Below are 23,616 nucleotides of genomic sequence, written 5' to 3'. Positions count from 1 at the left end.
CAATTGCCATCACGTCTTCATCTTTCATCTATCGCCACGCATACCCTGTAGGAGCGTGGCATCAGCGATTTACTTCTTCGCGACGGAACCACTGAGCCCCAGGTAATCGATCAGGATGCGCCCGGTTTCCGACAGGTAAGCGTCGTCTTCGGGTTTGGTCTTGTCGTCATCTACCGGCAGTGCGTCTTCGTCTTCTTTCTTCAGCTCTTTGAGCGGTTCTTCGCCCTTGGCCTTGCGTCGCACGTTTTCCATCACCAGCTGCTTGCTCTCGATGTCGGCGTGTTCGGAGCGGCGATCGGCTTCGTTGAGGCTGATGGTTTTCTCGCTCATCAGCTTCTTGGCCAGCGCCAGTTTCTCTTCGATGAACACGAACTCGGCGTCTTTGGCCGAACGCACGTCATGACGGGACTGCAACTGCGCCAGGAACGGTTTGAACGGATCGACCGCCGGCTTGATCGCAGGCTTGATGGTGTCGTAGGTCATTGCCTCAGGCAGCGCGCTTTCGCCGATTTCCTTGGTGTCGATGATCGACGGGTAGGCGATGTCCGGCAGTACGCCCTGATGCTGGGTGCTCTGGCCGGAAACCCGGTAGAACTTGGCCAGGGTCAGTTTCAGCTCACCGTGGTTGAGCGGCTGAATGGTCTGCACGGTGCCTTTGCCGAAGGTCTGGCCACCGATGATCAGCGCGCGGTGATAATCCTGCATGGCGCCGGCGAAAATCTCCGAGGCCGAGGCGGACAGGCGGTTGACCAACAGCGCCATCGGCCCTTTGTAGAACGCGCCGCTGTTCTCGTCTTCGAGCACGTCGACCTTGCCGTCTGCATTACGCACCAATACGGTTGGGCCCTTGTCGATGAACAGGCTGGTCAGTTCGGTGGCTTCCTGCAACGAGCCGCCGCCGTTGTTGCGCAGGTCGATGACCACCCCGTCAACTTTCTCGGACTGCAATTCAGTCAGCAGTTTCTTCACGTCGCGGGTGGTGCTCTTGTACTCAGGATCGCCAGCGCGGTACGCCTTGAAGTCCAGGTAGAACGCAGGAACCTCGATCACACCCAGCTTGTAGTCCTTGCCGTCCTGATTGAGGTGCAGGATCGACTTCTTGGCCGCTTGCTCTTCGAGCTTCACCGCTTCGCGGGTGATCGACACGATCTTGGTGGTCTGATCGCTCGGCGCATTGCTGGCCGGAACGATCTCCAGACGCACGACCGAGCCTTTCGGACCGCGGATCAGCTTGACCACTTCGTCCAGGCGCCAGCCGATCACGTCGACCATTTCCTTGTCGCCCTGGGCGACGCCGATGATCTTGTCGGCGGTCGCCACTTGCTTGGTCTTGGCGGCAGGGCCGGCCGGGACCAGGCGGACGATCTTGACGTTGTCGTTGTCGCTTTGCAGGACCGCGCCGATGCCTTCCAGCGACAGACTCATGTTGATGTCGAAGTTTTCCGCGCTGTCAGGCGACAGGTAGTTGGTGTGCGGATCGTAGGACATGGCGAAGGTGTTCAGGTAAGCCTGGAAGATGTCTTCGCTGCGGGTCTGCCCCAGGCGTGCCAGCTGATTCTTGTAGCGCTTGGTCAGGGTTTCCTGGATCTTCGCCGGGTCTTTGCCGGCGATCTTCAAGCGCAGCACTTCATCCTTGACGCGTTTGCGCCACAGGTCGTCCAGTTCGGCTTCGTTCTTCGGCCATGGCGCGTCCTTGCGATCGACCAGCAAGGTTTCCTTGGTGGTCAGATCGATCTTGTCGACGCCTTTGTCCAGCTGGGCCAGGGCGAAATCCAGACGCGACTTGATGCGGTCCAGATAACGCTTGTAGATAGTGAATCCCGCATTCAAGTCGCCGCTCTTGAGGAAGTCGTCGAACTGAAAACGCCATTTGTCGAACTCGGCGATGTCACTGGCCAGAAAATAACTGCGCGCAGGATCGAGGAGTTTCAGGTAGCTCTGATAGATGATCTCCGAGCGCTTGTCGTCCAGCGGCGGCTTGCTGTAGTGGTGGCGCTTGAGCAGCTCCACGACATTCAGGCTGGCGATGACCTCATCGCGATCAGGTTGAAGATTATCCCAGCTGTTGGCTGCAAAAGAGCTGGCGGACATTGGCAGGGCTGCCAGGCCAATGAGTAATGCAAGGGTGGTGCTGGGCAAAAATTGCTTCATGCTGATTCGACGCGGGGACAATTGATAACGCATATTAGGCCGTCTATGAGATCGCCGGTTTCCTGCGGGCGGTGAGAAAACTGCTGCGCTCGACAATACTGCGTTGAAAACAGGCGAAAAATGCTCATTCAGAACACTTGGATTGCGCTTCTCGGCCTGTTTTTGCCTTGTCTTGTCATCGCTCGCTAGGTTTGCACACAGCCTGTCAAGGCGCCGGTCGCATAATGCAAGAAAGCCAGAGCGCTTTTACGCACGCTGGCCCAGTCAAGACTCACTATGGAGGCACCGTGAAAGCATTGCAAGGCGTTGAAGGGCACGTGGAATGGGTTGATCAGCCGTCGCCGACGAAAGATGTCGGGCAAGTTCGCATCAAGGTCGCGGCGGCAGGACTCAACCGGGCCGATCTGCTGCAACGGGCGGGGCTGTATCCGCCACCGCCAGGGGTCACTGAAATCCTCGGCATGGAGTGCTCGGGCCTCATCGCCGAGGTCGGTTCCGGGACCGCCTGGAAGGTCGGAGATCGTGTCTGCGCGCTGGTTGCAGGCGGGGCGATGGCCGAAGAAGTGGTGGTCGACGCGCGGCATGTGCTGCCGGTACCCGAAGGCATGAGCCTGCATGAGGCAGCGGGCATTCCGGAAGTCTACGCGACGGCCTGGCTCAACCTGTTTCAACTGGCCGGGCTTAAACCGGGTGAAAAAGTGTTGCTGCACGCCGGTGCAAGTGGAGTTGGTTCAGCCGCCATTCAGCTGTGCAAGGCATTCGGCAGCCCCTGCTGGGTCAGTGTCGGGTCGGCCGAGCGTCTTGAGTATTGCCAGGCCCTGGGTGCGCAAGGCGGAGTCATCCGCAGCGAAAGCCTCGATGGGCTGAGCGACTTCGCACCTTTCGACGTCATTCTTGACCCGGTTGGCGCCAACTATGCCGCCCTCAATCTCAAGGTGCTGGGCACCGACGGGCGTCTGGTGCTGATCGGTTTGATGGGCGGGCGCAAGGCCGAAATCGACATGGCGCTGGTCCTGGGCAAGCGTATCCAGCTGCTGGGTTCGACCCTGCGCAGCCGTGACGATCAGTTCAAGGCCGATCTGCTCAGCGACCTGAGCCAGCACGTCTGGCCGTTGTTCACCGAAGGTCGCCTGAAACCGCAGCTGGCGCGCAGCTTTGCGATCAGCGAAGCGGAACAAGCCTACGCGGAGCTGGCGACTAATCAGGTGTCGGGCAAGGTGGTTCTGGTGATTGATCCAACCCTGGCCTGAGCCTGTCCACTGCGTTTCTCATCCCCCTCGCTACGTCGTGATCCCTGCGGTCGCGACGCAGCGGTCTCACCCTGCTGTGCGCTCTCCTGAACCGACGAACGGTCGCAAACACGGATATTGCCCAGCGCGACCGTCTCGGTCTGGAGCAGGGGCGAGCCTGTGCTCGGTGGTTGTTTCTCTCCAGACCTGACGGCTGCCGGACTCACATAAGGTCAACGCGAGGCAAGCGTGGGCTTGGTGGGGCCGTTCGTTGCTGGATTGGCCTAACGGAAAAGGTTTCGCCATACCTCGCGGGCTTTTGCAATGAGCTGCTGGGTCAGCGAGAACTGCTGCTTGGCGGCTGGTGGACGCGTCGGGTAAACCGAAAAAGTCGAGCTGATGACGTTAATGTAATTTGCGACCTCCGCTCCAGCTCCGGCTGTGGGCCATCCACGCCAGTACCATGCCCCAATGATGGTGTTGTGGCTCCATTCATTCGTCCAGTAATAGTTATCCGGTATGTATGACGGCCAGTGGTTCCTGTGCTGCACGCCTATAGCCCTCAGGTGTACACGGGTAGCGGGTATACCCCCTGGCTGCTGGTACTCCACACCACTCTGGTAGTAGTCGCCCATGTAATGAGCAGTCCAGACATTGCTCACGGTTATGGAATAACTTTTCGCCTGCTCTGCGCTGTCGCGGACTGTAACTGTGGCGGAACCATTGGCACGGGGACTGGCAAGACCCGTGCTGGTGACGTTGACGATTGCGCTATTGGAGGACGTATAGGTATAAGGCGGGCGTCCACCGGATGCAGTGCGAGTAACGGTCGAATTAGCGGGAAATGTCGGCAATGCATCAGGTTGGTTTGTCATCGCAAGTATGTAGAGTGTTTCTTGCAAGCTGACCGGCGATTCATCCAGAACCAGCGGCGGCAGGGGCGCTTCGACTGCGAAGGTTCGAGGAGGAGTCGAGATGATCGACGCGCTTCTGGCCGTTAATGAATGGCTTCCCAGGGACAATGATGAAAGAGTCGCCGACCAGCTCCCGTCATCATTGACCGGGACTTTTTCCTTGAACGTCTGGCCATCAAAGATTTCCACTTCGAGCAGCGCATGGGGCGTCCCGGCATTCGCAGAAGGGTTGTGGCCGGCCTTGGCGATTTTCATATCAATGAATCCTGTCCGTTGATCCAGGAGTCATTGAGCGCCGGAATGCGAGCGTTGACTACTGTCATAAATGACAGGTTTTGCTGCCGTTGGTCGGACTCAGCGCAGGTTAGAAGGTGAAGCCGGGAGCACCCGCAAGCTGAGGTAATCAGGTCGCACTACGATGCCGTGCCCGGCGGTGGCTTTGCGATCAGCCAAGCGGAACAAGCCTACGCGGAGCAGGCGATTAATCAGCTGTCGGGCAAGGTGGTTCTGGTGATTGATGAGCGTCTGGTCTGAGGCCAGCTTTCAGTCGATAAGCTGTACACACCTGTAGCAGTCCGGCTTGCCAACGGTGAGGGCCTAGAGATCGCCACCGCTCGCAAGCCGGCCCCGCGCAGTGGCAGGGGCGAATTATTCAGTTACCGCAGTCCTGTTGATAGACAAAGTGAACCACCAATCGTGGTGTTGCCTGCGGTGCCTTCTGCTTCCGTCACCAGGTTTTTTACCCAATTGCGATTGAGTCCAGAGCTGCTAACAGACCAGTAATAGTTGTTGCCTTGCGGCCATCGAGACCCGTATTGGGCATAGATTGCCCGCAGCTCATCAAGGCTAGGCATTCTGCATCCTTCGCGGCTCAAGGCAGTGACCGCCTGTGGATATCGACTGGCTGTGAAGCCGACGCAGACAGTCACCCCGGTAACGATCACCGGATAACTGCCTGTGCGTCCCTGGCTGTCTCTAACGGTGATCGAGGCGTTGCCGTTCTGCCTGGCGGCGATCATCCCATTTGTATCAACGGTCGCTACTGCCGTGTTGCTGGAAGAGTACACGTAAGGTGGCACGCCGCTACTCGGCGTCCGGGTTGCGGTGGTGCCCGTGGGCCAGGTGGTTGGAAGAATGTCTAGTCTGCCGGCGGGAACATAAAGCCTGCCGTTGAGCGCCACGCTCGATGGATCGAGAACGAACTCGGGCACAGGCAATTCGACGGTAAACGTGCGAATGTTCGAGGGCGCCTCATTGCCGTACTTGGCGACGGCCTTTATGGAGTGGGCGCCCAATGACAATGCGTTGACCGGCTTGCTCCAGTCTCCGGCGGCATCGACAGCGGCAATGCCGCTTGAGGTGGCTCCGTCAAACACTTCTACCTGTTCGTTCGAGGCAGCTTTGCCGGACACTGTGACAGCCGTATCGGTTGTGGAGCCTGCGTTTGCAACCTCGCCTTGGGAGTCGCGAACGCTTACAAGCGTTGGCGCTGCCAGTGCGTTGATGGTGAAACGCCATTCAGCAGAAACCGGATTATCCCCAGAGAGTATTCGTGCAATCAGGGTATGGTCTTCGACATTCAGACCGCTGATTGGCAAGCTCCATTGACCATTGCTGTCGATCAGCGCTTTGCCTACGAAGGTGCCGTTATCAAGGACCTCTACTTCAAGCGCAGCGCGGGAGTCTTGCAGTTTGGCAGCAGACGAAGATCCACAGTGTGAGTTGGGCATGTGAGTTGACTCCTGTCGGTTTAATCCAGAAGTCATTGGGCGCTGGAATGCGAGCGTTGACTACTGTCAAAAATGACAGGTATTCCCACCGTTGGTCGGGCCGTCAGGCTGATTCTGCGACGGCCCTGAGGGTTCATTTCCAGCTATGGATCGGCCACCCGGCCTTTTCCGCGGCCGCCCGCAGCACCGGATCCGGGTTGACTGCATGGGGGAAGTCGACCTTTTCCAGCAGTGGCAGGTCGTTGCGTGAATCCGAATAGAAGCTCGCGCCCTCGAGGTTTTCGCCCTCCTGATCCAGCCACTGCATCAGGCGGGTGATCTTGCCTTCGCGGTAGGTCAGCACACCGCTGGTCTTGCCGCTGTAGACGCCATGGGCGATGTCCAGATCGATGGCCAGCACTTCGTCTACGCCGATACGCTCGGCAATGGCCTTGACCAGATGCACGCCGGAGGCAGAGATGATCAGGATGCGATCGCCTGCCGCTCGGTGTTCGGCAATCGCCTTGGTGGCGTCGCTGAAGATGATCGGCTCGATAAAGTCCTCGACCCACGGACCCACGAGGAAATCCAGTTCCTCGGGCGTGCGGCCGATCATTGGCTCCAGGCTGAAGGCCATGTAGTCCTCCATCGCCAGCTCGCCTTTGCTGTAGGCCTCCATCAGCTCATGGTCTTTGGTGATGAACGACTTGTGATCGACCCAGCCCAGACGGCCCATTTGCTCGCTCCAGAGGCTGGCGCAGTCGCCGTGAATCAGGGTTTCGTCCAGGTCGAAAATTGCTAAAGCCATTACCGCTGTCCTCTGAAAATGTGTTCTGCCAGCGCGCGATACTGTAGCAGTCCGTGTGTGGCGTTGGTTTCAAGCCACTTCGCAGAGTGCCGACGCTTCGATGTTCAGGGTGACGCGGCGGCCGTTGGGGTGCAAGTCGTTTGCCGAACGGTTGAGCACATCGACCACCAGTTCCACCCCGCGCGCCTCGATCCGGTAGCGAATCACGTTCCCCAACAGGCTATGGCTGCGCACTTCGCCTTCCAGGGAACCGGTCAGGCTCAGTTGAATCGCTTCCGGACGAATCGCCACGCGGCTGTTGATCGGGCGCTGCATCAGGCGGCTGGCGGCGTCGGCTTCCAACAGGTTGTAATTGCCGATGAAGCCTGCGGCAAACGCGTCCACCGGGGCGGTGTACAGGGTTTCAGCGTCGCCGCTCTGGACGATCCGGCCCTGATTCATCAGGAAGATCCGGTCGGACATGGTCAGCGCTTCTTCCTGATCGTGGGTCACGAAAATCGTGGTCAGGCCCAGCTCCTGCTGAATCGCGCGGATCTGCTCACGCAAGTGTTTGCGAATCCGCGCGTCGAGTGCCGACAGCGGTTCGTCGAGCAACAGCAGGCGCGGACGGGTCACCAGCGAGCGAGCCAACGCCACGCGCTGGCACTGACCACCGGACATCTGGTGCGGATAACGCTTGGCCAGTTCGCCCAGCTCCACCAGCTTCAGTACCTCGGCCACCCGTTGTTTCGACTCGTCACCGCTGACCTTCTGCATGCGCAGGCCAAAGGCGACGTTTTGCTCCACGTTCATGTTGGGGAACAGCGCGTAACTCTGGAACACCATGCCGATGCCGCGTTTTTGCGGCGACACCGGTACCAGGTCCTTGCCATCGAGAAAGATCCTGCCGCTGGTGACCGAGGTCAACCCGGCGATGCAGCGCAGCAGCGTGGACTTGCCGCAGCCGGACGGGCCGAGCAGGGTGACGAACTCGCCCTTGTGGATCACGCAATTGATGTCGCTGAAGACCGCGGTGCTGCCGTAGTTTTTTTGCAGGTTTTCGACACTGACGAAGCTCATATCAGTCTTTGTCCTTGTTCAGTCGGTTGGCCGCCCATGTCAGCAGCAGTACGAAGAAGAAATAGGAGATCACCAGCGCGCTGTTGAAGTGACCGCTGCTGTTGCGCATGTTGTTCAGGTACACCTGCAGGGTTTCGTAGCGCGTGCCCACCAGCAGGTTGGCGAACACGAACTCGCCGAACAGGAAGGAGAACGACAGCAGCAGGGCGATCATCAGGCCCTTGCGCAGGTTGGGCAGGACTATCAGAAACGCGGCCTGAAAGGTGTTGGCGCCCAGCAGCTGGGCGGCGTCCATCAGGTCGACCAGATTGATCGCCTGCAAGTTGTTGGTAATGGCCCGGTACATGAACGGCAAAGCGACCGTGAAGTAGCAGCCGATCAGAATCCATGGCGTGCCGACCATCGCCAGCGGGCCGGAACCGTACAGCTGCAACAGGCCCACCGAGGACACCACCGGCGGCACGGCGAACGGCAGCAGGATCAGGATGTTCATCAGCGCGTCGAGTTTGGGGAAGTGGTAATGCACCACGAACAGCAGCGGCAGCACCAGCACCACCGACAGCAGCAGTGCCCCCACGCACACCAGCAGCGACTGGCCGAACGCGATCAGAAAACGCGGATCGCTCCACAGCGCCACGTACCATTTGTAGGTCAGGCCGCTTGGCAGGATGGTCGCCGACCAACTGGTGGAGATCGAATAGACGAAGGTACCCAGCAACGGCGCCAGCAGAATCAGGAACAGGATGTACACCACGGTTCGGTGGTAGAGCCCGGCCGGGCCGCGTTCAGCGCGAGACATGGTAGCTCCTCTTCAACAGCCACTGATGGACGATGGTCACCAGGGTCATCATGCCCACCAGAATCATCGCCAGGGCGCTGGCCAGGTTCGGGTCCAGGGTGATGTCACCGGCGACCATGGCCGCGATGCGGATCGGCAGCACGTTGAAGTTGCCGGTAGTCAGCGCATACACCGTGGCGTAGGCGCCCAGCGCGTTGGCCAGCAGGATGACGAAGGTGCCGAGCAGGGCAGGGGTCAGCACCGGAACGCCGATGTGCCGCCAGAAATCCCAGGTGCTGGCGCCCAGCAGCGACGCCGATTCGCGCCAGTCTTCGCGCAGGGCGTCGAAGGCCGGGTAGAGCAGCAGCACGCCAAGGGGAATCTGAAAATAGGTGTAGAGGATGATCAGCCCGGTTTTCGAATACAGGTTGAAGTCATCGATGATGCCCGCCTGTTTCAGAATCAGCGTCAGCGCGCCGTTGAAACCCAGCAGGATAATGAAGGCAAACGCCAGCGGCACTCCGGAAAAGTTGCTGGTCATGTTGGCGAAGGCGCTGACGAAATCACGCAACCGTGACGGCACCTTGCGCAACGAGTAGCTGCCCAGGATGGCGATGACGATGCCGATCAGGCTCGACCAGAAACTGATCTCCAGGCTGTACTGCATGGCCTGGCGATAGAAGCGCGAGTTGAACGCCTTGACGAAGTTATCCAGGCCCCAGCCGGCATCGGTGTACAGGCTGTTGATCGCCACCCACGCCAGCGGCGCGATCTGGAAGGCGATGAAGAAAACCGCAAAAGGCACCAGGCACAACAGCCCCAGCCATTTGCCGCGACTTTGTGAATTCACTTGAGCACCTCTGGGCAGACGGGTTTGTCGTGGGGCACGCCGAGCAGCTCGCAGACGATGCCGCAGATCTGGGTCTGTTTCGGTTGTGCGCCGGGGTCGAGGCTGAAGGCGTCACCGATGACGAACAGCGGCACTTCGCGCTCTTCAGGCAGGATGCCGTTGTGCGAGCGGTCGTTGTTCATGCCGTGGTCGGCGGTCACCAACACCTGATACCCGGCGTCCAGCCAGCGCTGCAGGTATTCGGCCAGGATGATGTCGGCCGAGCGTGCACTGTTGCGGTATTGCGGGGTGTCCAGGCCGTGCTTGTGGCCGGCGTCGTCGATGTTCATCGGGTGGATGAACAAAAAATTCGGCTGATGAGCCAGGCGCAGATGCTCGGCATCGTCGAACAGATGGGAATCGGGGTAGTGGTCGACGTAATAGAAATGACCGTGCTGGATCGGCAGGTCAGCGTCATCGGTGTGGCGGTCGCGGGCAGCGATGAACGGGCTGCGGTTGTACAGCTCGCTGACCCAGTGGTACGCGGCGGCGGCGGTGCTCAAGCCGGCTTGGGCGGCGTAATGAAACACGCTGCGTTGATTGGAAAGGCGTGACACGTGGTTGTGCACGATACCGCTGTCGATCGGTGCGACACCGGTGAGGATGCACTCGTACAGCGGTCGGGAAAGCGCGGGCAGCTCGCATTCGAGCTTGTACAACGCGGCCCGGCCAGCATTGCGGTAAGCCAGCAGATGCCCCATCGCATGCTGCGCCACGCTGTAACTCAGGCCGTCCAGCAGGATCAGGATGACGTTGTGTTTCATGGCCTCTCCGGGTGTGCGACTCGATCTGCTTTTGATTCTGTCCGAAGGCGTGGGAGCTCGGCTTGCCAGCGATCTGCCGGGAACCGGCGGCGGGCTCTGATAACTCCGTGTGACGGACACACGGTGCGCTCAGGCTTGGCTGCCGGTTCCCGGCAGATCGTCAGCAAGCTGGACTCCCACGCCCTGCGGGCAGAAGCCGTAGTTCGGGTCGTCCCACAAAAAATGGTGCTTCATCCTTGAAGCGCCATGGGTTTACTGCATTTCGACGATGACTTGCTCGTTCCATTGCTGTGGCAGGGCCTTGGAGGTCTTCTCCCATGCCGCTGCGTCGTGGATCGGCGTCACGCCCTTGTACTGCTCGTTGGGCAGCAGCTTGGCTTGCACTTCGGGTGGCAGTTTCAGGTGATCGGCGCGGATCGGACGGGCGTTGCCGTTGGCCAGGTTGATTTGACCGGCGTCGCTGAAGATGTATTCGCGCGCAAGCTTGGCGGCGTTCGGGTGTTTGGCGTATTTGTTGATGATGGTGGTGTATCCGGAGATGACCGAGCCGTCGGAGGGGATCAGCACCACGTAGTCGTCGGGGTTGACCATCTTGGCTTTGTAGCTCAGGCCGTTGAAGTCCCAGACCACGCCGACTTCCACTTCACCCTTCTCCATGGTCTGGATGGTCGGGTTGTTGATGCCCAGACGCTTCTGCTTGGCCAGTTCGGTAAACAGTGCAAGACCCGGTGCGAGGTTGGTTTCGTCGCCCTTCATGGCGATCGCCGCTGCCAGTACGCCGTTGGCCGCTTGCGCCGCGGTGCTGACGTCACCGATGGTGACCTTGTATTTGCCGTCTTTGAGATCAGCCCATTTGGTCGGTATGTCAGAGCCGTGCAGCAGTTTCTTGTTGACGATGAACGCGATGGTGCCGGTGTAGGCCAGTGCCCAGTGACCGTCTTTGTCCTTCGCCCAGTTCGGGACCTGATCCCAGGTGCTCGGTTTGTAAGGCTGGGTCACGCCCTTGGCCGTGGCGATCGGGCCGAAGGCGGCACCGACGTCACCGATGTCGGCGCTGGCGTTGTCTTTTTCCGCGTCGAACTTGGACACTTCCTGCGCCGAGCTCATGTCGGTGTCCATGTGCACCAAGCCGTATTTGGCGGTCAGGTCAGTCCAGGTGCCTTTCCAGTTCGCCCAGTCGTCGGGCATGCCCACGCTGTTGACCGCGCCTTCGGCCTTGGCCGCGGCTTCCAGGGTCTTGAGATCGGTGTCCGCGGCCATGGCCGATGTGCTCAGCGCGATGGCCGAACCCAGGAGTGATGCCAGCAAAAGGTGTTTCATTCGAAGCTCCTTTGTGCACTTCTCGACGTTATGTGGGAAGTGGTGGGAAATGCGCGTTGCGGGTGAGTGGGTCTGATGGTTGGTCTAGGTCAGCAATACCTGAGCCAAGTTAGGCCAGTCTTATGACACTTTCGTGTCTGGACCGACTTTTGCTGGGGGAATCCCGGTTCCAGGTCGGTGCTGTCGGGTAAGCGTAGACCATGGCCAACTAACTGATATGAAAAGGCTAATGTCTTTTTATCGTCCGATTTATCAAGTGGATGGCGCTGGCTTGTCACGTAACAGTCATCTAGGCTGCCTAGGCTCCAGAGCACTGAAGCGAGCCATTGAGCTGTAGACCTTGCCCCCCAATAGCGCTGGTCTAGTCCAGATAGGTAACGTAATGCGCCAAGAAGTGCCTCGAGCGGTGACGACCATCTGCAATGCCCTGCAGGAGCAGATCGAGCACGGTCTGTTACCGCCTGGTGGCAAACTGCCCGCTGAACGCAAGCTTAGTGAAGTATTCGACACCACGCGCATTACCTTGCGCGAAGCATTGGTGCAGCTCGAAGCCCAGGGTCTGATTTATCGCGAGGAGCGCCGCGGCTGGTTCATCTCACCGCCCAGGCTGGCCTACGACCTGATGCGCCGCAGCCACTTCCATGCCATGGTCCAGGCGCAAGGGCGCGTGCCGGCCACCCAGGTCCTTTCGGCGCGACTGCAACCGGCTTCGGCGGCGATCTGCGGATTGCTGCAGCTGCCGGCCTTGTCCAGCGTGATCCAGATCTGTCGCGCACGGCGCATCGACGAGCGCCTGGTGCTGTATGTCGAGCATTATCTGAACCCTGAATTTTTTCCGCAGATCCTCGATTTCGACCTCAATCAGTCGCTGACCGAGCTGTATGCCAGCCATTACGCCATTCGTTACGGCCAGGTTCGCTTCGAGATGGTGCCCACCGCCCTGCCGATGGAAGCCGCAGCCGCATTGAAGGTGTCCATCGGCAGCCCCGGTCTGCGTATCGCCAGGGTCAACCACGACCAGAGCGGCCGCCTGATTGACTGCGACCTGGAATATTGGCGCCACGACGCGATCCATGTGAGCGCGGTGGTGGGGGATATCTGAGCGATAAGGTGGGGTGCCCGATAGCGCCGCTGGCAGGCGAAAACCCTCGTGCAACGTTGGTCGTCAATCGAATGTACAGGGATGTACTTCAAAAGATCAGCGGCGTACAGTCCGTTCACTATTTTTGAACGCAGGCAACAGGCAATGTCGGTATCAGGCAAGGAACGAGGCAAGACCCAGGACTCCGGCTGGCGCGGATCGCCGGAGGGATGGCTTGAAGCCGCGTACGATGCCCTGAAAGAGTCCGGGGTTGATGCCGTCCGTGTCATGCCGCTGGCCAAGCGTCTCAATCTATCGCGGACCAGCTTCTACTGGTTTTTTCAGGACCGCGAACAACTGCTGGCGGCGCTGCTGGCCAGGTGGAAGGACAAAAACAGCGGCGGCATGACCCGGCAATGCGAGAGCTACGCGGAGAACATCACCGAGGCAATCCTCAATGTTTTCGAGTGCTGGCTGAACCCGGATCTGTTCGATTCGCAGTTCGAGTTTGCCGTGCGCAGCTGGGCCCTGCAGTCCGAGGAAGTGTCGGTGGAAATCGCCGCCGCCGATGAGGCGCGCATCAGTGCACTGACCGCCATGTTCAGGCGCTTTGGCTACGAGCACGACGGTGCCGACACGCGGGCCCGGACGATCTATCTGACGCAGATCGGCTATATCTCGATGAAGACCAGCGAAGACATCACCGAGCGTTTCCGGCGCATCCCTCACTACGTTGCGATATTTACCGGCAAGGCGCCGAAAAAGCGCGAGCTGGACCGCTTTTACGGCAAGTTTGGCTATGCCGAAAAAGAGCCCGGTGAATTCGTCCCGCTGGCAGACACCTTTGAGCCCGCAGCCGATGCCAGCTGACACCCTCGGCATCATCGGAGGCAGCGGCTGGCTGGGCGGGGCGCTGGCCCGGGCGGTGCTGGACAGCAGGTTCATCGATGCGGATCGACTGTATCTGTCCAACCGCAGCGGCGACCATCCGCTGGCCGCGAGCGGTGCGCATCTGCTGACGGACAATCAGGCGCTGGTGGAGGCCAGTGACACGCTGGTAATTGCCGTGCGCCCGGAGCAATTCAAGGCGCTGCACGTCGAGGCATCGGGCAAGCGGGTGATTTCCCTGATGGCCGGTGTCACCTCGCAGGCCATCCGCGACGCCACTGGCGCCACCACCGTCATCCGGGCGATGCCCAACGCGGCCGTCGAAATCCGCCAGTCCTTCACGCCGTGGCATTGCGCGAACAATCTGTCGGCAGCCGAGCAGGATGTTGTCCAGCGCCTGCTCGAATGCGTCGGCAGCGCCAGCCGCGTGCCGAGCGAAGATAACATCGACTATCTGAGCGCGTTGTCGGGCACCGGGCCTGCGTTGCCGGCGCTGTTGATGACGGCCTTGGCGCGTCAGGCCGTGGCTGCGGGCATCCCCGAGGACATCGCCTGTCGCGCTGCCAGAGGCGTGGTGGTGTCCGCAAGCCAGTTGCTCGCCACCCATGAGCCGCAAGCGATGATCGATTCGCTGGTCGCTTATCAAGGCGTGACGGCCGCGACGTTGCAGAGCCTGCTCGATGCTGGCTTTGAACGCCGGATCGGCGATGCCCTTGAGGCAGGTGCCCAGGTCGCACGGCGAGGGATGTAAGCGGTCCAAACCGGACTCCCACGCCCTGCGGGCAGAAGCAGTCGACCTCTGTTACGCCGCCCGCTTTTGATTCTGGCCGAAGGTCGTGGGAGCCGGCTTGCTGGCGAATGCGGTGGGACAGTCGACATTGCCTACGGTAGGAGTGAGCTTGCTCGCGATCGCGGTGTACCAGGGAGCGACAGTTTCACCGACCCAAAGCTATCGCGAGCAAGCTCACTCCTACCGTAATGGCTGCCACATCGAACCACGCACAAGACGTGCCTAGAGATCTTTCACCAGCCGCAGCGCATCATAAATGGCCGCATGCGTGTTGCGCGCCGCCACCGCATCGCCAATGCGGAACAGCTGGAAGCGCCCGTCCGGGTGGGTCACCAGGCTCTGCACCTTGCCGGCGATCAAGTCATGCTGCTCGACTGCGCCGCCATTGCTGGAGTGCGGGCGCAGTTCGAAATACAGCTCATCGAGCGGCAGCGTGCCGTGATTGATCACCACCTGATCGACGATCCGCTCCTTGTTGACCTTGCCGTAATCGCTGCCGAACACCGCCACCAGCTTGCCGTCGCGCCTGTGCACCGACTCCACGCGATAGGTCACGGTGAAGACCACATCCAGGTCCTGCAGGCTGCGCATGTAGGGCACCAGATTCATCGCCATGACTTCGGGGGAAAAGGCCCGGTCCGGGGTGACGATCTCAAGCCGTGCGCCGCTCTGGGCAATCACTTCGGCCGCTTGCAGGGCGGCATGATCGCCTGCATCGTCGAAGATCAGTACGTTCCTGCCGGGTTTGACGTCCCCGGAAATGATGTCCCAGGCCGACACCACCAGCTCGTTGCCCTGCTTGAGCACTTCGGTGTCGGGCAGGCCGCCGGTGGCGACGATCACCACGTCCGCCTCCTGCTCCAATACCGTCTGCGCTTCTGCCCAGGTATTGAACTGGAACTTTACCCCCAGCCGCTCGCACTGCGCCATGCGCCAGTCGATGATGCTGATCATCTCCCGGCGCCGTTCGCTCAACGAGGTCAGGCGAATTTGCCCGCCAGGCTGATCGGCCGCTTCCAGCACCGTCACCTCATGCCCACGCTCGGCGGCCACCCGCGCCGCCTCCAGCCCGCCGGGGCCGGCGCCGATCACCACGAATTTGCGCTTGACGCTCGCCTTGGGGATTTCATGGGGCATGGTGGTCTCGCGACCGGTCGCCGGGTTGTGAATGCAGTACGCGGCGCCGCCCTGGTAGATGCGATCCAGGCAGTAATTGGCACCTACGCAAGGACGGATGTCCTCTTCACGCTTCTCGATGATCTTGCGCACGATGTGCGGGTCGGTCATGTGCGCGCGGGTCATGCCGACCATGTCGATCTTGCCCGAGGCGATGGCGTGGCGAGCGGTGGCCACGTCCGGGATCTTCGCCGCGTGGAACGTCGGGAAGCCGGTCGCGGCGCGGATCTCACCGGCAAAATCCAGATGCGGCGAATTGCGCATGCCCTGGATCGGGATCACGTCGGTCAGGCCTGCATCGGTGTCGATGTGTCCGCGCACCACGTTGAGAAAATCCACCAGGCCGCTGTCCTTGAGCATGTGCGAGACCGCCATGCCCTCGCTGGCGCCAAAACCACCGGGCAGGTCCTCATCGCCGGTATATCGCACGCCGAGCAGGAAATCCTCGCCGCATTGTTTGCGAATGCCGCGCAGCACATCGAAGGTAAAACGCAGGCGGTTTTCCACGGAGCCACCGTATTCGCTATCGAGCTCGTTGGTCAGCGGCGACCAGAACTGATCCATCAAGTGCCCGTAGGCCTGCAGCTCCAAACCGTCCATGCCCGCCGCTTTCATACGCTCGGCGGCATCGACGTAGTCCTTGATGATGCGCTGGATATCCCAGTCCTCCATCTTCTTGGGGAAGGAGCGATGCGAGGCCTCGCGCTTGTGCGAGGGCGACACCACGGGCAGCCAGTCGGCCTTGTCCCAGCGGGTACGGCGCCCCAGATGGGTCAACTGGATCATCACCGCCGCGCCATGTTCGTGGCATTCGTCAGTCAGGTCCTTGAGCCAGCCGACCACTTCGTCCTTGTACGCCAGCACGTTGTTGAACACCGGGGGGCTGTCGCGGGAGACGGCTGCCGAACCTGCCGTCATCGTCAACGCCACCCCGGCCTTGGCCCGCTCGACGTGGTAGGCCCGATACAGATCCTTGGGCATGCCGTCCACCGGATAAGCCGGCTCGTGGGAGGTGGTGATGATGCGGTTTCTGAAGGTGAGGTTCTTGATTTTATAGGGCTGCAGCAGCGGGTCGCTGGACATCTTGGTGCGCTCCTGGAGGCGAACATCAGGCGTGGTTTGAGGCGAAAATAGGTGAAATGTACACGTGTGTCAATCATCGACGACGCAGGTGTACATTTCGCTTGCTCCCTACAGGTTGTGTGGATACCATCGGCGTAACAGCCGGCCTGAGATTGGCGCGATTCACCACATTCACTGCCACACCCGGAAACACCCAAATACGAAAGGGGAGATGCACGATGGATGCTCATTCGCCGTATAAGAAAAAAAGTATTGGTTGGTTGGCAGGGGTCGCATTGACGACCGTCAGTCTGTTCAGCCATGCCGCCGATCAGCAGCCGGTGCGCATCGGCTGGGTCAACTGGTCGGACACGGAGATCGCGGTCAAGCTGGCCACCCTGGTTCTGGAGGATCAGCTCAAACAGCCGGTCAAGCTGGTCATGGCAGACATCGGCATCCAGTTTCAGGCCATGGCCAACGGCAATATCGATTTGATCCCGATGGTCTGGCTACCGGGCACCCACAAGGCGTTCTACGACAAGTACAAGGATAAGCTCGAAGACTTGGGCGTGCTGTATGAAGGGCGCATCGGAATGGCGGTCCCGGACATCGTTCCGGCCAGTGAAGTGTCGAGTCTGGCTGACCTGAACAAACCGGGGATTGCGGAGAAATTCGAGGGCAGGATCCTCACCTCCGAAGTGGGCAACGGGCAGTACAAGCTGACCGAGAAAGTCCTCAACGACAAAAAGATCGTGGGTTACAAAATGGTCGCCTCCTCGGAGAGTGGCATGCTCAGCGAGCTGGACCGCAACCTCAAGCGCGGCAAGTGGTCACTGGTCAACGCCTGGAGTCCGCACTGGATGTTTGCCAAGTACCCGCTGCGCTACCTGGATGATCCGGAGCACCTGTTCGGCGGTGTCGAGCAGATCCACGCGGTGGCGCGCAAAGGCTTCAGCGCGGAGTATCCGCAGGTGGCGCAGTTCTTTTCCCACTATTCGATCCCGCAAGCTGACCTGCAGACGATGATGTCTGAAGCGCGGGAGAAAGGCAGCTCGCCGGATAAGGTCGTCGCCGCGTACTACGCCGCCAACAAGGCGCGTTTTGCCGGCATGTTCAAAGATAACCAGACCGCTGCGACCGCACCGTAAGCTGACGCGCAAATCCTGGACCTCTGTAGCAGCCCGGCTTGCCGGCGGTGGCGAGTTTACGCACGCCCGCGCCGGCAAGCCGTGCTGCTACAAAGACTGGTTGCCCAGCCGCACCCGCTCAACCCGCCGACTCATCCTTCTTGCCGCGAACCCCGCTCACACTCCCGCCACCGGTGCTGACCTGGACATTCAGACGCGGCGTTGCCAGGTCCATCCCGGCTTCATCCAGGTAGCGCTTGAGCGACAGATTGAATGCCCGTGACACTTCCCACTGTTTGATTGGCGCGGTCTTGAAACGCGCGCGCAGAATCGCGTTGCCCGACTCGAAACTCTCCACACCCTGAATCTCCAGCGGCGACCAGATATTGCGCCGCTGCAACGGGTCAGTGCGCATTTTCTGGCCGACGTCACGGACCATCTTCAAGGCATCGTCGATGTTCATGTTCGATGGAATGGCAATGCGAAAGATCGCGTAACCGAACTCCCGCGAGTAGTTCTGAATACTCTTGATCTCGCTGAACGGGATGGTGTGAACGATGCCGTCGATGTCGCGCAGGCGCACCGTACGAATGGTCAGCCCTTCGACCGTCCCCAGATGGCCGCCGACGTCCACGTAATCGTCGATGGCCAGCGAGTCCTCGATGATGATGAACAGCCCGGTGATCAGGTCGGCCACCAGCGACTGCGCACCGAAACCGATCGCCAGACCGATTACACCGGCACCGGCCAGCAGCGGCGTGACGTTCATGCCCATGTTGGCCAGGGCGACGATCACCGCAATGATGAAAATCGTCACGAACAGCACGTTGCGAATCAACGGCATCATGGTCTGCGCGCGGGCGTTGGCCAGGCCCTTGCGCGAACGGGTGAGGGCATGATGAATCGCGGTATCGGCCAGAATCCACACCAGCCAGGCGAACATCAGGGTAGTGGCCAGGCCGATGATGCGCACACTGATGTCGTGGCCGTCACCTTCAGAAAAGCGGATCAGCGACAGGCCCCAGACGCGCAACCCCAGCTCGATGAACAGCAGCCACACCACCAGGTGAGCGACCGTGTAGAAAAAGCTTTTCAGACGCTCGGAGTACAGTGCATGGCGCTTGTGCCCATGGTGCGGCTTTTGCGAATGACGACGCACCAGCCCATTGATGACCATGCACAGCACCAGCAGCACGGTGCAGATCAGCGACTGGCGTAAAGCGGTGCTGGTGTCGCCGGCCGAGAAAAACGTGGCGAACAGCGACACGCCGACCAGCACCAGGGCGGGCAGGTACCAGAAGCTGCCGAGCACCTCGATGGTGTCGCTCAGCGCACGGCGCTTGAGGCGTCGGCTCAATGGCTGATTGCGGATCAGGTGGGCAATGGGCCTGCGGAAACGAATGATGAACAGGCCGGTGGACGCCGCTGCCATGACATTGGCCAGCGTGGCAGCGGTGTGGGCCAGGTGCACGCCCAGGCTTGCGACCAGGCGTGGGTCGCTCAAGGCCTCGCCGAAGGCGGCAAAGCTGCCGATCCACCACAACGGCCGGAACGCCTGATGGCGCAGGATGTACAACGCCTGATGCCGGTGCGGGCCGTCGAGCAGCGAGAAGGCAATCACGCAGATCGCCGAAAACAGCGTACCGACCACCAGCGCATAGGCCAGCACCATGGCCAGATCCCGGCCCAATGAAGGCGGCAGCGAATAACTGAGGTAGACCGTGATCACCAGCGCTATCAGCCAGGGTCCGAGTTTGCGCAAGGCAAAGCGCAGCATGTCCCAGGGACGTGGGTGCTGCGGCAGCTCCTCGGACAAGCCGAACCGCACGCGCACCCGATGACCGAGCCAGATCAGCGCGGCGGCCAGCAGGCTCCACAAGGCAATCACCACGGCAAAACTGAAGATGATCGGCCACCACTGACTGGCCGGCAGCATCAGATCGACCAGTTCCTGTTCGGCCAGCGCCAGCTCGTCGCCCCAGCGGCTGAGGGGGCTGTCCTCGCCGGTGAACTGTTTTTCGAACTCCGACAGCGTCCCGCCGATCAGCCCCAGCACGCCAAGCTCGGCCGTGGGTTGGGCTTTTTTGCTGGCGTCGCGAAGTTTTTTCAGGTCATCGAGCAGCTTGCTGCGCTGCTGGTCGTTTTCCAGTGAGGTGATCACCTCATCCAGCGACTGGCCCAGGGGTTCCTGGGCTTGCGGCTGGGCCTTCTGGCTGCTCAGCAGACTGGGCAGCCCGGCGGCCTGGGTCAACGCGACAGGAAGCAACGCCAGCAGACAGATCAATAACAGACGCGGCAGGACGGACAGGCGGGCAGAAACAATCACCAGGCAATGAACCTCGAATCGACAGGCACCCGACGCAGCCACGCGAAGCCAGCCGGGCGTTCAGGCAGGACGGGTGAGTTTACGAGTGGCGCCAGGCATTGGCGAGAAGCATTTTTTGTGGCGCGACACGCAAGCAGTGCGGTTGTTCGGCTCAGGTCAGTTTTTCGAGGATCTTGAACGCTGCCGTGCCGAGCATCAGCACCATGCCCAGGGTGATCGACATCACCCCGCTGCGGTACTCGCGGTAGCTGAAACCGATGCACAACAACAGCATGCCGACAACGACCGGGATCAGGAGGGAGAAGTATTCGTCCATGATGGCTGGCTCTCTGTTGGGGACAGATACAAAGAGTCTAGGCCGGATTTTGTGGGCTGGATGATCGAGGTCTTGAATTCGCCGCAGGTCCTGTAGCCGTCCGGCTTGCCAGCGGTAGCGCTCATGAGATCGCCACCGCCGGCAAGCCGGACGGCTACAGGGAACTGTGCTGCTTAAGGCAACTCGACACTGGCATAAAACGCCGTCAATACCTTCACCAGGTGTGCCAGGTCCTGGCTGCCCGCCAGTTCACGGATCGAGTGCATGGCGAAGGTTGGCAGGCCGATGTCCACGGTGCGCACGCCCAGATGCCCGGCGGTGATCGGGCCGATGGTCGAGCCGCAGGCCATGTCGCTGCGCACCACGAAGCTCTGCACCGGCACTTCTTCGGCCATGCACAGATGACGGAAGAAACCGGCGGTTTCACTGTTGGTGGCGTAGCGCTGATTACTGTTGACCTTGATCACCGGGCCTGCGTTGAGTTTCGGGCCGTGGTTGCCGTCATGCTTCTCGGCGTAGTTGGGGTGCACGCCGTGGGCGTTGTCGGCCGAGATCAGCAGCGATTTCTGGATTGTGCGTACGTAGTCGTCGCCTTCTGGCAACAGACGCTGCAACACTTGCTCCAGCATCGGGCCGTCGGCGCCACACGCGGAAGTCGAGCCGACTTCTTCATGGTCGGTGCAGATCAACAGGCAGGTTTCGTCGCCCTCGGCATTGAGCAGCGCTTGCAGGCCAGCGAAGCACGACAGCAGGTTGTCCAGCCGCGCGCCGGCAATGAAGTCACCATTGAGGCCAATCACGGCAGCGCTCTGGGTGTCGTAGAAGCTCAGCTCGTAGTCGAGCACCACATCAGCGTTCAGGCCATGCTCGCGCGCCAGTTGATCGGTCAGCAAGGCGCGAAAATCGGCGCGCTCGTCGCCGGCCACCTGGGCCAGGATCGGCGGCAGTTCGTTCTGCGGATTGATCTGCCAGCCTTCGTTGGCGGTGCGGTTGAGGTGGATGGCCAGGTTGGGGATGATCGCGATCGGCAGTTTGAAGTCGATCAGCTGGCTTTCGACCTTGCCGTCACGGCGGAAGGTGACACGGCCGGCCAGCGACAGATCGCGGTCGAACCAGGGGGCGAGCAGGGCGCCGCCATAGACTTCGACGCCCAGCTGCCAGAAACCCTGGCGCTGCAGTTCAGGCTGCGGCTTGACCCGCAGGCACGGGCTGTCGGTGTGCGCGCCGACCAGGCGAATGCCGCCGATCAACGGTGACAGGCGACCCAGCTTGAAGGCGACGATGGAGGAGTCGTTGCGGGTGACGTAGTAGCGCCCGCCAGTCTCTGTGTGCCAGGGCTCACGTTCGTCCAGACGCTGATAACCGGCGCCTTCCAGACGTTGCACCAGGCTTGCGGTGGCATGAAACGGGGTGGGAGAGGCCTTGAGAAAATCGATCAGGCCTTGGTTCAACTCTTCGCGCATAAGTTACTCCAGACAGCAATGGCGCGAGTTTACAGCCGTATTAAGGTGGGGGCGAGTCTGGTTACGGGGGCTTTTGGATTTGTGTGTATATCCGTTGTAGTGGTGGCGCGGATGATGGTTCCGCCCTTACGGCGGGTCACTTTTTCCAAGAGCCGAAAAAGTAACCAAAAAGGCCCTGCTCCTGGTTTGGCCCTCCTGCGTCGGGTACCCGCACTCCGGCGCCGCTCCGTGGGCGCGCGCCGAACGGACATCCATGTCCTGACGGCGCTTGCTGGGCATCCATGCCCAGCAGCCCACTGCGCGTGGCCTGCGTTTGGCCTGCACTCAAGTCGCGATGTGTGGTGTCTGGGCTATCGCGTATGTAGAAGCAAATCAAAAGCCGGGTTTACACCGTCCCTAGCAGTCCGTCTTGCCGACAGTAGCGATCGCGAGGTTGCCACCGCCGACGAGCCGGACCGCAACGGGATACACCGTTCCACTGCGGGAGACGTCTTAACCTCTGACGTTTCCCCCAGATACACCGTCAGCCAGTTGCTGTTGCTGTTGCTGTTGCTGTGCTGTCGCTTTTCTAACGCAATAGTCCAGACACCACAAATCGCGACTTGGGTGCAGGCTGAACGCAGGTGGCGCGCAGTGGGCCGAGCGGCATGGATGCCGCGAGAGCCGCCCCCCGCCATGGATGGCGGATGGCGGCGGGCCCACGGAGCGTCGCCGGAGTGAGGGAACCCGACGAAGTCGGGCCCAACCAGGAGCAAGCACTTTTGGTTACTTTTGGTGCTTTTCAAAAGTAACCCGCCGAAGGCGGAATAGTTCTGCCGTTAGGCAGAATCTAAACCAGCGCCACTCTAAATGCCGGACATACACCCCACCTCAGCGCCACCAACAAAACAGCGCAATCAAAACGGCGCCGGACACTCGAACCGAACCCGCTCACCCGTCACCGGATGGGTGAACGCCAACATGCTCGCATGCAGGCACAATCGCGGATAAGCGGCCAGCGCCTCGGGATGCGCATACAACCCGTCACCCAGCAACGGATGACCAATCGACAACATATGCACCCGCAACTGATGCGATCGGCCGGTGATCGGCGTCAGCTCTACCCGGCAATGGGTGTCGTAGCGCTCCAGCACTTTCCAGAAGGTCAGCGCGTGCTTGCCGAACTCGTGATCGACCACATGCCTGGGTTTGGTTGGCGGGTCGTAACGCAACGGCAGATCGATGCTGCCGCTGTCCAGCATTGGTTGGCCCCAGGCCAGGGCGGTGTAGGCTTTTTCGGTTTCCCGGTCATGAAACTGTCGGGACAGCTCACGGTGGGTATCGGCATCGCGGGCCAGCAGAATGATCCCGGACGTTTCCCAATCCAGCCGATGGACGATTCGCGCCTCGGGGTAGCCGTTTTCCTGCAGGCGCGTGATCAGGCAGTCCTTGTTGTCATCGGCGCGACCGGGCACCGAGAGCAGCAGGGTGGGCTTGTTCACCACCAGCACGGCGTCGTCCTGATGGAGAATGTGAACATTGGACAGCGGCATTGAACAGCCTCGTAGCTAAAAACAGCCCCTTGGCAAACGCCAACGGCGGCTCGCTCACCCCGGTCCCGCGAGGGGATCAGGGTAACCGAGCCGCCGTGGCGACCGCCTTGTCGATCAACGATCAGGCAGGGTGATATTGAGTTCCAGAATCGAGCAGCTGCCGTCGTTTTCCAGGGCGACATGCACGTCATCGTTACCGATATTGACGTATTTGCGGATCACTTCGACCAGTTC

At 60.6% G+C, this 23,616-nt stretch carries 20 protein-coding genes; 5 read left to right on the top strand and 15 right to left on the bottom strand.

Annotated features, from left to right (window positions below):
• Positions 1–69 precede the first annotated feature (69 nt).
• Positions 70–2,151, bottom strand: coding sequence for a carboxy terminal-processing peptidase (locus tag ACI2KS_RS01695; protein ID WP_404616663.1), 2,082 nt, complete (start codon positions 2,149–2,151; stop codon positions 70–72).
• Positions 2,152–2,438: 287 nt separating this feature from the next.
• Between ACI2KS_RS01695 and ACI2KS_RS01690 the strand changes: the two genes are divergently transcribed.
• Positions 2,439–3,401 carry an NAD(P)H-quinone oxidoreductase gene (locus tag ACI2KS_RS01690; protein ID WP_404616662.1) on the top strand — a complete coding sequence of 321 codons (963 nt, stop codon included), beginning with the start codon at positions 2,439–2,441 and terminating at the stop codon, positions 3,399–3,401.
• Positions 3,402–3,664: 263 nt separating this feature from the next.
• Here the strand turns inward: ACI2KS_RS01690 and ACI2KS_RS01685 are convergent, their stop codons facing one another.
• The 8 genes from ACI2KS_RS01685 to ACI2KS_RS01650 all read right to left on the bottom strand — a co-directional run bounded on the left by ACI2KS_RS01685 (position 3,665) and on the right by ACI2KS_RS01650 (position 11,621).
• The gene (locus ACI2KS_RS01685) at positions 3,665–4,549 is read right to left on the bottom strand and encodes a hypothetical protein (protein WP_404616661.1); all 885 of its coding nucleotides are present in this window, start codon (positions 4,547–4,549) and stop codon (positions 3,665–3,667) included.
• A 401-nt stretch (positions 4,550–4,950) separates the two neighbouring features.
• Positions 4,951–6,024 carry an Ig-like domain-containing protein gene (locus ACI2KS_RS01680; protein ID WP_404616660.1) on the bottom strand — a complete coding sequence of 358 codons (1,074 nt, stop codon included), beginning with the start codon at positions 6,022–6,024 and terminating at the stop codon, positions 4,951–4,953.
• Positions 6,025–6,157: 133 nt separating this feature from the next.
• Entirely contained in the window at positions 6,158–6,811 is a 654-nt protein-coding gene (locus tag ACI2KS_RS01675; protein WP_404616659.1) for an HAD family hydrolase, read from the bottom strand.
• A gap of 69 nt (positions 6,812–6,880) precedes the next feature.
• The gene (locus tag ACI2KS_RS01670; RefSeq protein ID WP_404616658.1) at positions 6,881–7,870 is read right to left on the bottom strand and encodes an ABC transporter ATP-binding protein; all 990 of its coding nucleotides are present in this window, start codon (positions 7,868–7,870) and stop codon (positions 6,881–6,883) included.
• Position 7,871: 1 nt separating this feature from the next.
• Complete coding sequence (locus ACI2KS_RS01665) at positions 7,872–8,669, bottom strand: ABC transporter permease (protein ID WP_404616657.1); 798 nt, start codon at positions 8,667–8,669, stop codon at positions 7,872–7,874.
• A complete protein-coding gene (locus ACI2KS_RS01660) occupies positions 8,656–9,498 on the bottom strand; it encodes an ABC transporter permease (RefSeq protein ID WP_404616656.1) in 843 nt (280 codons plus the stop codon). Before ACI2KS_RS01660 ends, ACI2KS_RS01665 begins: the two co-directional genes overlap by 14 nt.
• Complete coding sequence (locus ACI2KS_RS01655) at positions 9,495–10,301, bottom strand: alkaline phosphatase family protein (protein ID WP_404616655.1); 807 nt, start codon at positions 10,299–10,301, stop codon at positions 9,495–9,497. Before ACI2KS_RS01655 ends, ACI2KS_RS01660 begins: the two co-directional genes overlap by 4 nt.
• Positions 10,302–10,553: 252 nt before the next feature.
• The gene (locus ACI2KS_RS01650; RefSeq protein ID WP_404616654.1) at positions 10,554–11,621 is read right to left on the bottom strand and encodes an ABC transporter substrate-binding protein; all 1,068 of its coding nucleotides are present in this window, start codon (positions 11,619–11,621) and stop codon (positions 10,554–10,556) included.
• A 382-nt stretch (positions 11,622–12,003) separates the two neighbouring features.
• On the opposite strand from ACI2KS_RS01650, the gene ACI2KS_RS01645 reads away from it, so the two are divergent.
• The 3 genes from ACI2KS_RS01645 to ACI2KS_RS01635 all read left to right on the top strand — a co-directional run bounded on the left by ACI2KS_RS01645 (position 12,004) and on the right by ACI2KS_RS01635 (position 14,341).
• A complete protein-coding gene (locus ACI2KS_RS01645) occupies positions 12,004–12,723 on the top strand; it encodes a UTRA domain-containing protein (protein WP_404616653.1) in 720 nt (239 codons plus the stop codon).
• A 144-nt stretch (positions 12,724–12,867) separates the two neighbouring features.
• Positions 12,868–13,572, top strand: a complete 705-nt coding sequence (locus tag ACI2KS_RS01640) for a TetR/AcrR family transcriptional regulator (RefSeq protein WP_404616652.1) — start codon at positions 12,868–12,870, stop codon at positions 13,570–13,572.
• Entirely contained in the window at positions 13,562–14,341 is a 780-nt protein-coding gene (locus ACI2KS_RS01635) for a pyrroline-5-carboxylate reductase family protein (RefSeq protein ID WP_404616651.1), read from the top strand. Before ACI2KS_RS01640 ends, ACI2KS_RS01635 begins: the two co-directional genes overlap by 11 nt.
• Before the next feature lie 261 nt (positions 14,342–14,602).
• Here the strand turns inward: ACI2KS_RS01635 and ACI2KS_RS01630 are convergent, their stop codons facing one another.
• Positions 14,603–16,639, bottom strand: a complete 2,037-nt coding sequence (locus tag ACI2KS_RS01630) for an FAD-dependent oxidoreductase (protein WP_404616650.1) — start codon at positions 16,637–16,639, stop codon at positions 14,603–14,605.
• Between the two features lie 218 nt (positions 16,640–16,857).
• Between ACI2KS_RS01630 and ACI2KS_RS01625 the strand changes: the two genes are divergently transcribed.
• On the top strand, positions 16,858–17,766 hold the full coding sequence (locus ACI2KS_RS01625; RefSeq protein ID WP_404616649.1) for a glycine betaine ABC transporter substrate-binding protein: 909 nt from the start codon (positions 16,858–16,860) through the stop codon (positions 17,764–17,766).
• A gap of 118 nt (positions 17,767–17,884) precedes the next feature.
• Here ACI2KS_RS01625 and ACI2KS_RS01620 read toward each other — a convergent pair whose 3' ends face one another.
• From ACI2KS_RS01620 to ACI2KS_RS01600, 5 genes are all read right to left on the bottom strand, one after another.
• Complete coding sequence (locus tag ACI2KS_RS01620) at positions 17,885–20,071, bottom strand: mechanosensitive ion channel family protein (protein ID WP_404616648.1); 2,187 nt, start codon at positions 20,069–20,071, stop codon at positions 17,885–17,887.
• 151 nt (positions 20,072–20,222) lie between these two features.
• A complete protein-coding gene (locus ACI2KS_RS01615) occupies positions 20,223–20,387 on the bottom strand; it encodes a hypothetical protein (protein WP_404616647.1) in 165 nt (54 codons plus the stop codon).
• A 173-nt stretch (positions 20,388–20,560) separates the two neighbouring features.
• Complete coding sequence (locus ACI2KS_RS01610; protein WP_404616646.1) at positions 20,561–21,850, bottom strand: M18 family aminopeptidase; 1,290 nt, start codon at positions 21,848–21,850, stop codon at positions 20,561–20,563.
• Positions 21,851–22,746: 896 nt separating this feature from the next.
• Complete coding sequence (locus tag ACI2KS_RS01605) at positions 22,747–23,382, bottom strand: RluA family pseudouridine synthase (protein ID WP_404616645.1); 636 nt, start codon at positions 23,380–23,382, stop codon at positions 22,747–22,749.
• 114 nt (positions 23,383–23,496) lie between these two features.
• On the bottom strand, positions 23,497–23,616 hold a 120-nt coding region (locus ACI2KS_RS01600; RefSeq protein ID WP_404617237.1), incomplete at its 5' end, for a cell division topological specificity factor MinE.

Source organism: Pseudomonas sp. NPDC087358, from assembly GCF_044900785.1.
Lineage (GTDB): Bacteria > Pseudomonadota > Gammaproteobacteria > Pseudomonadales > Pseudomonadaceae > Aquipseudomonas.
Note: the sequence above shows the minus strand (reverse complement) of the source record. Positions and strands in the feature narration are given on the sequence as shown.

Excerpts from the sequence above, each read along its gene's own strand:
- ACI2KS_RS01695 (WP_404616663.1), bottom strand. The coding sequence starts at position 2,151 with ATGAAGCAATTTTTGCCCAGCACCACCCTTGCATTACTCATTGGCCTG.
- ACI2KS_RS01685 (WP_404616661.1), bottom strand. The coding sequence starts at position 4,549 with ATGAAAATCGCCAAGGCCGGCCACAACCCTTCTGCGAATGCCGGGACG.
- ACI2KS_RS01680 (WP_404616660.1), bottom strand. The coding sequence starts at position 6,024 with ATGCCCAACTCACACTGTGGATCTTCGTCTGCTGCCAAACTGCAAGAC.
- ACI2KS_RS01675 (WP_404616659.1), bottom strand. The coding sequence starts at position 6,811 with ATGGCTTTAGCAATTTTCGACCTGGACGAAACCCTGATTCACGGCGAC.
- ACI2KS_RS01670 (WP_404616658.1), bottom strand. The coding sequence starts at position 7,870 with ATGAGCTTCGTCAGTGTCGAAAACCTGCAAAAAAACTACGGCAGCACC.
- ACI2KS_RS01665 (WP_404616657.1), bottom strand. The coding sequence starts at position 8,669 with ATGTCTCGCGCTGAACGCGGCCCGGCCGGGCTCTACCACCGAACCGTG.
- ACI2KS_RS01655 (WP_404616655.1), bottom strand. The coding sequence starts at position 10,301 with ATGAAACACAACGTCATCCTGATCCTGCTGGACGGCCTGAGTTACAGC.
- ACI2KS_RS01650 (WP_404616654.1), bottom strand. The coding sequence starts at position 11,621 with ATGAAACACCTTTTGCTGGCATCACTCCTGGGTTCGGCCATCGCGCTG.
- ACI2KS_RS01645 (WP_404616653.1), top strand. The coding sequence starts at position 12,004 with ATGCGCCAAGAAGTGCCTCGAGCGGTGACGACCATCTGCAATGCCCTG.
- ACI2KS_RS01640 (WP_404616652.1), top strand. The coding sequence starts at position 12,868 with ATGTCGGTATCAGGCAAGGAACGAGGCAAGACCCAGGACTCCGGCTGG.
- ACI2KS_RS01635 (WP_404616651.1), top strand. The coding sequence starts at position 13,562 with ATGCCAGCTGACACCCTCGGCATCATCGGAGGCAGCGGCTGGCTGGGC.
- ACI2KS_RS01630 (WP_404616650.1), bottom strand. The coding sequence starts at position 16,639 with ATGTCCAGCGACCCGCTGCTGCAGCCCTATAAAATCAAGAACCTCACC.
- ACI2KS_RS01625 (WP_404616649.1), top strand. The coding sequence starts at position 16,858 with ATGGATGCTCATTCGCCGTATAAGAAAAAAAGTATTGGTTGGTTGGCA.
- ACI2KS_RS01615 (WP_404616647.1), bottom strand. The coding sequence starts at position 20,387 with ATGGACGAATACTTCTCCCTCCTGATCCCGGTCGTTGTCGGCATGCTG.
- ACI2KS_RS01610 (WP_404616646.1), bottom strand. The coding sequence starts at position 21,850 with ATGCGCGAAGAGTTGAACCAAGGCCTGATCGATTTTCTCAAGGCCTCT.
- ACI2KS_RS01605 (WP_404616645.1), bottom strand. The coding sequence starts at position 23,382 with ATGCCGCTGTCCAATGTTCACATTCTCCATCAGGACGACGCCGTGCTG.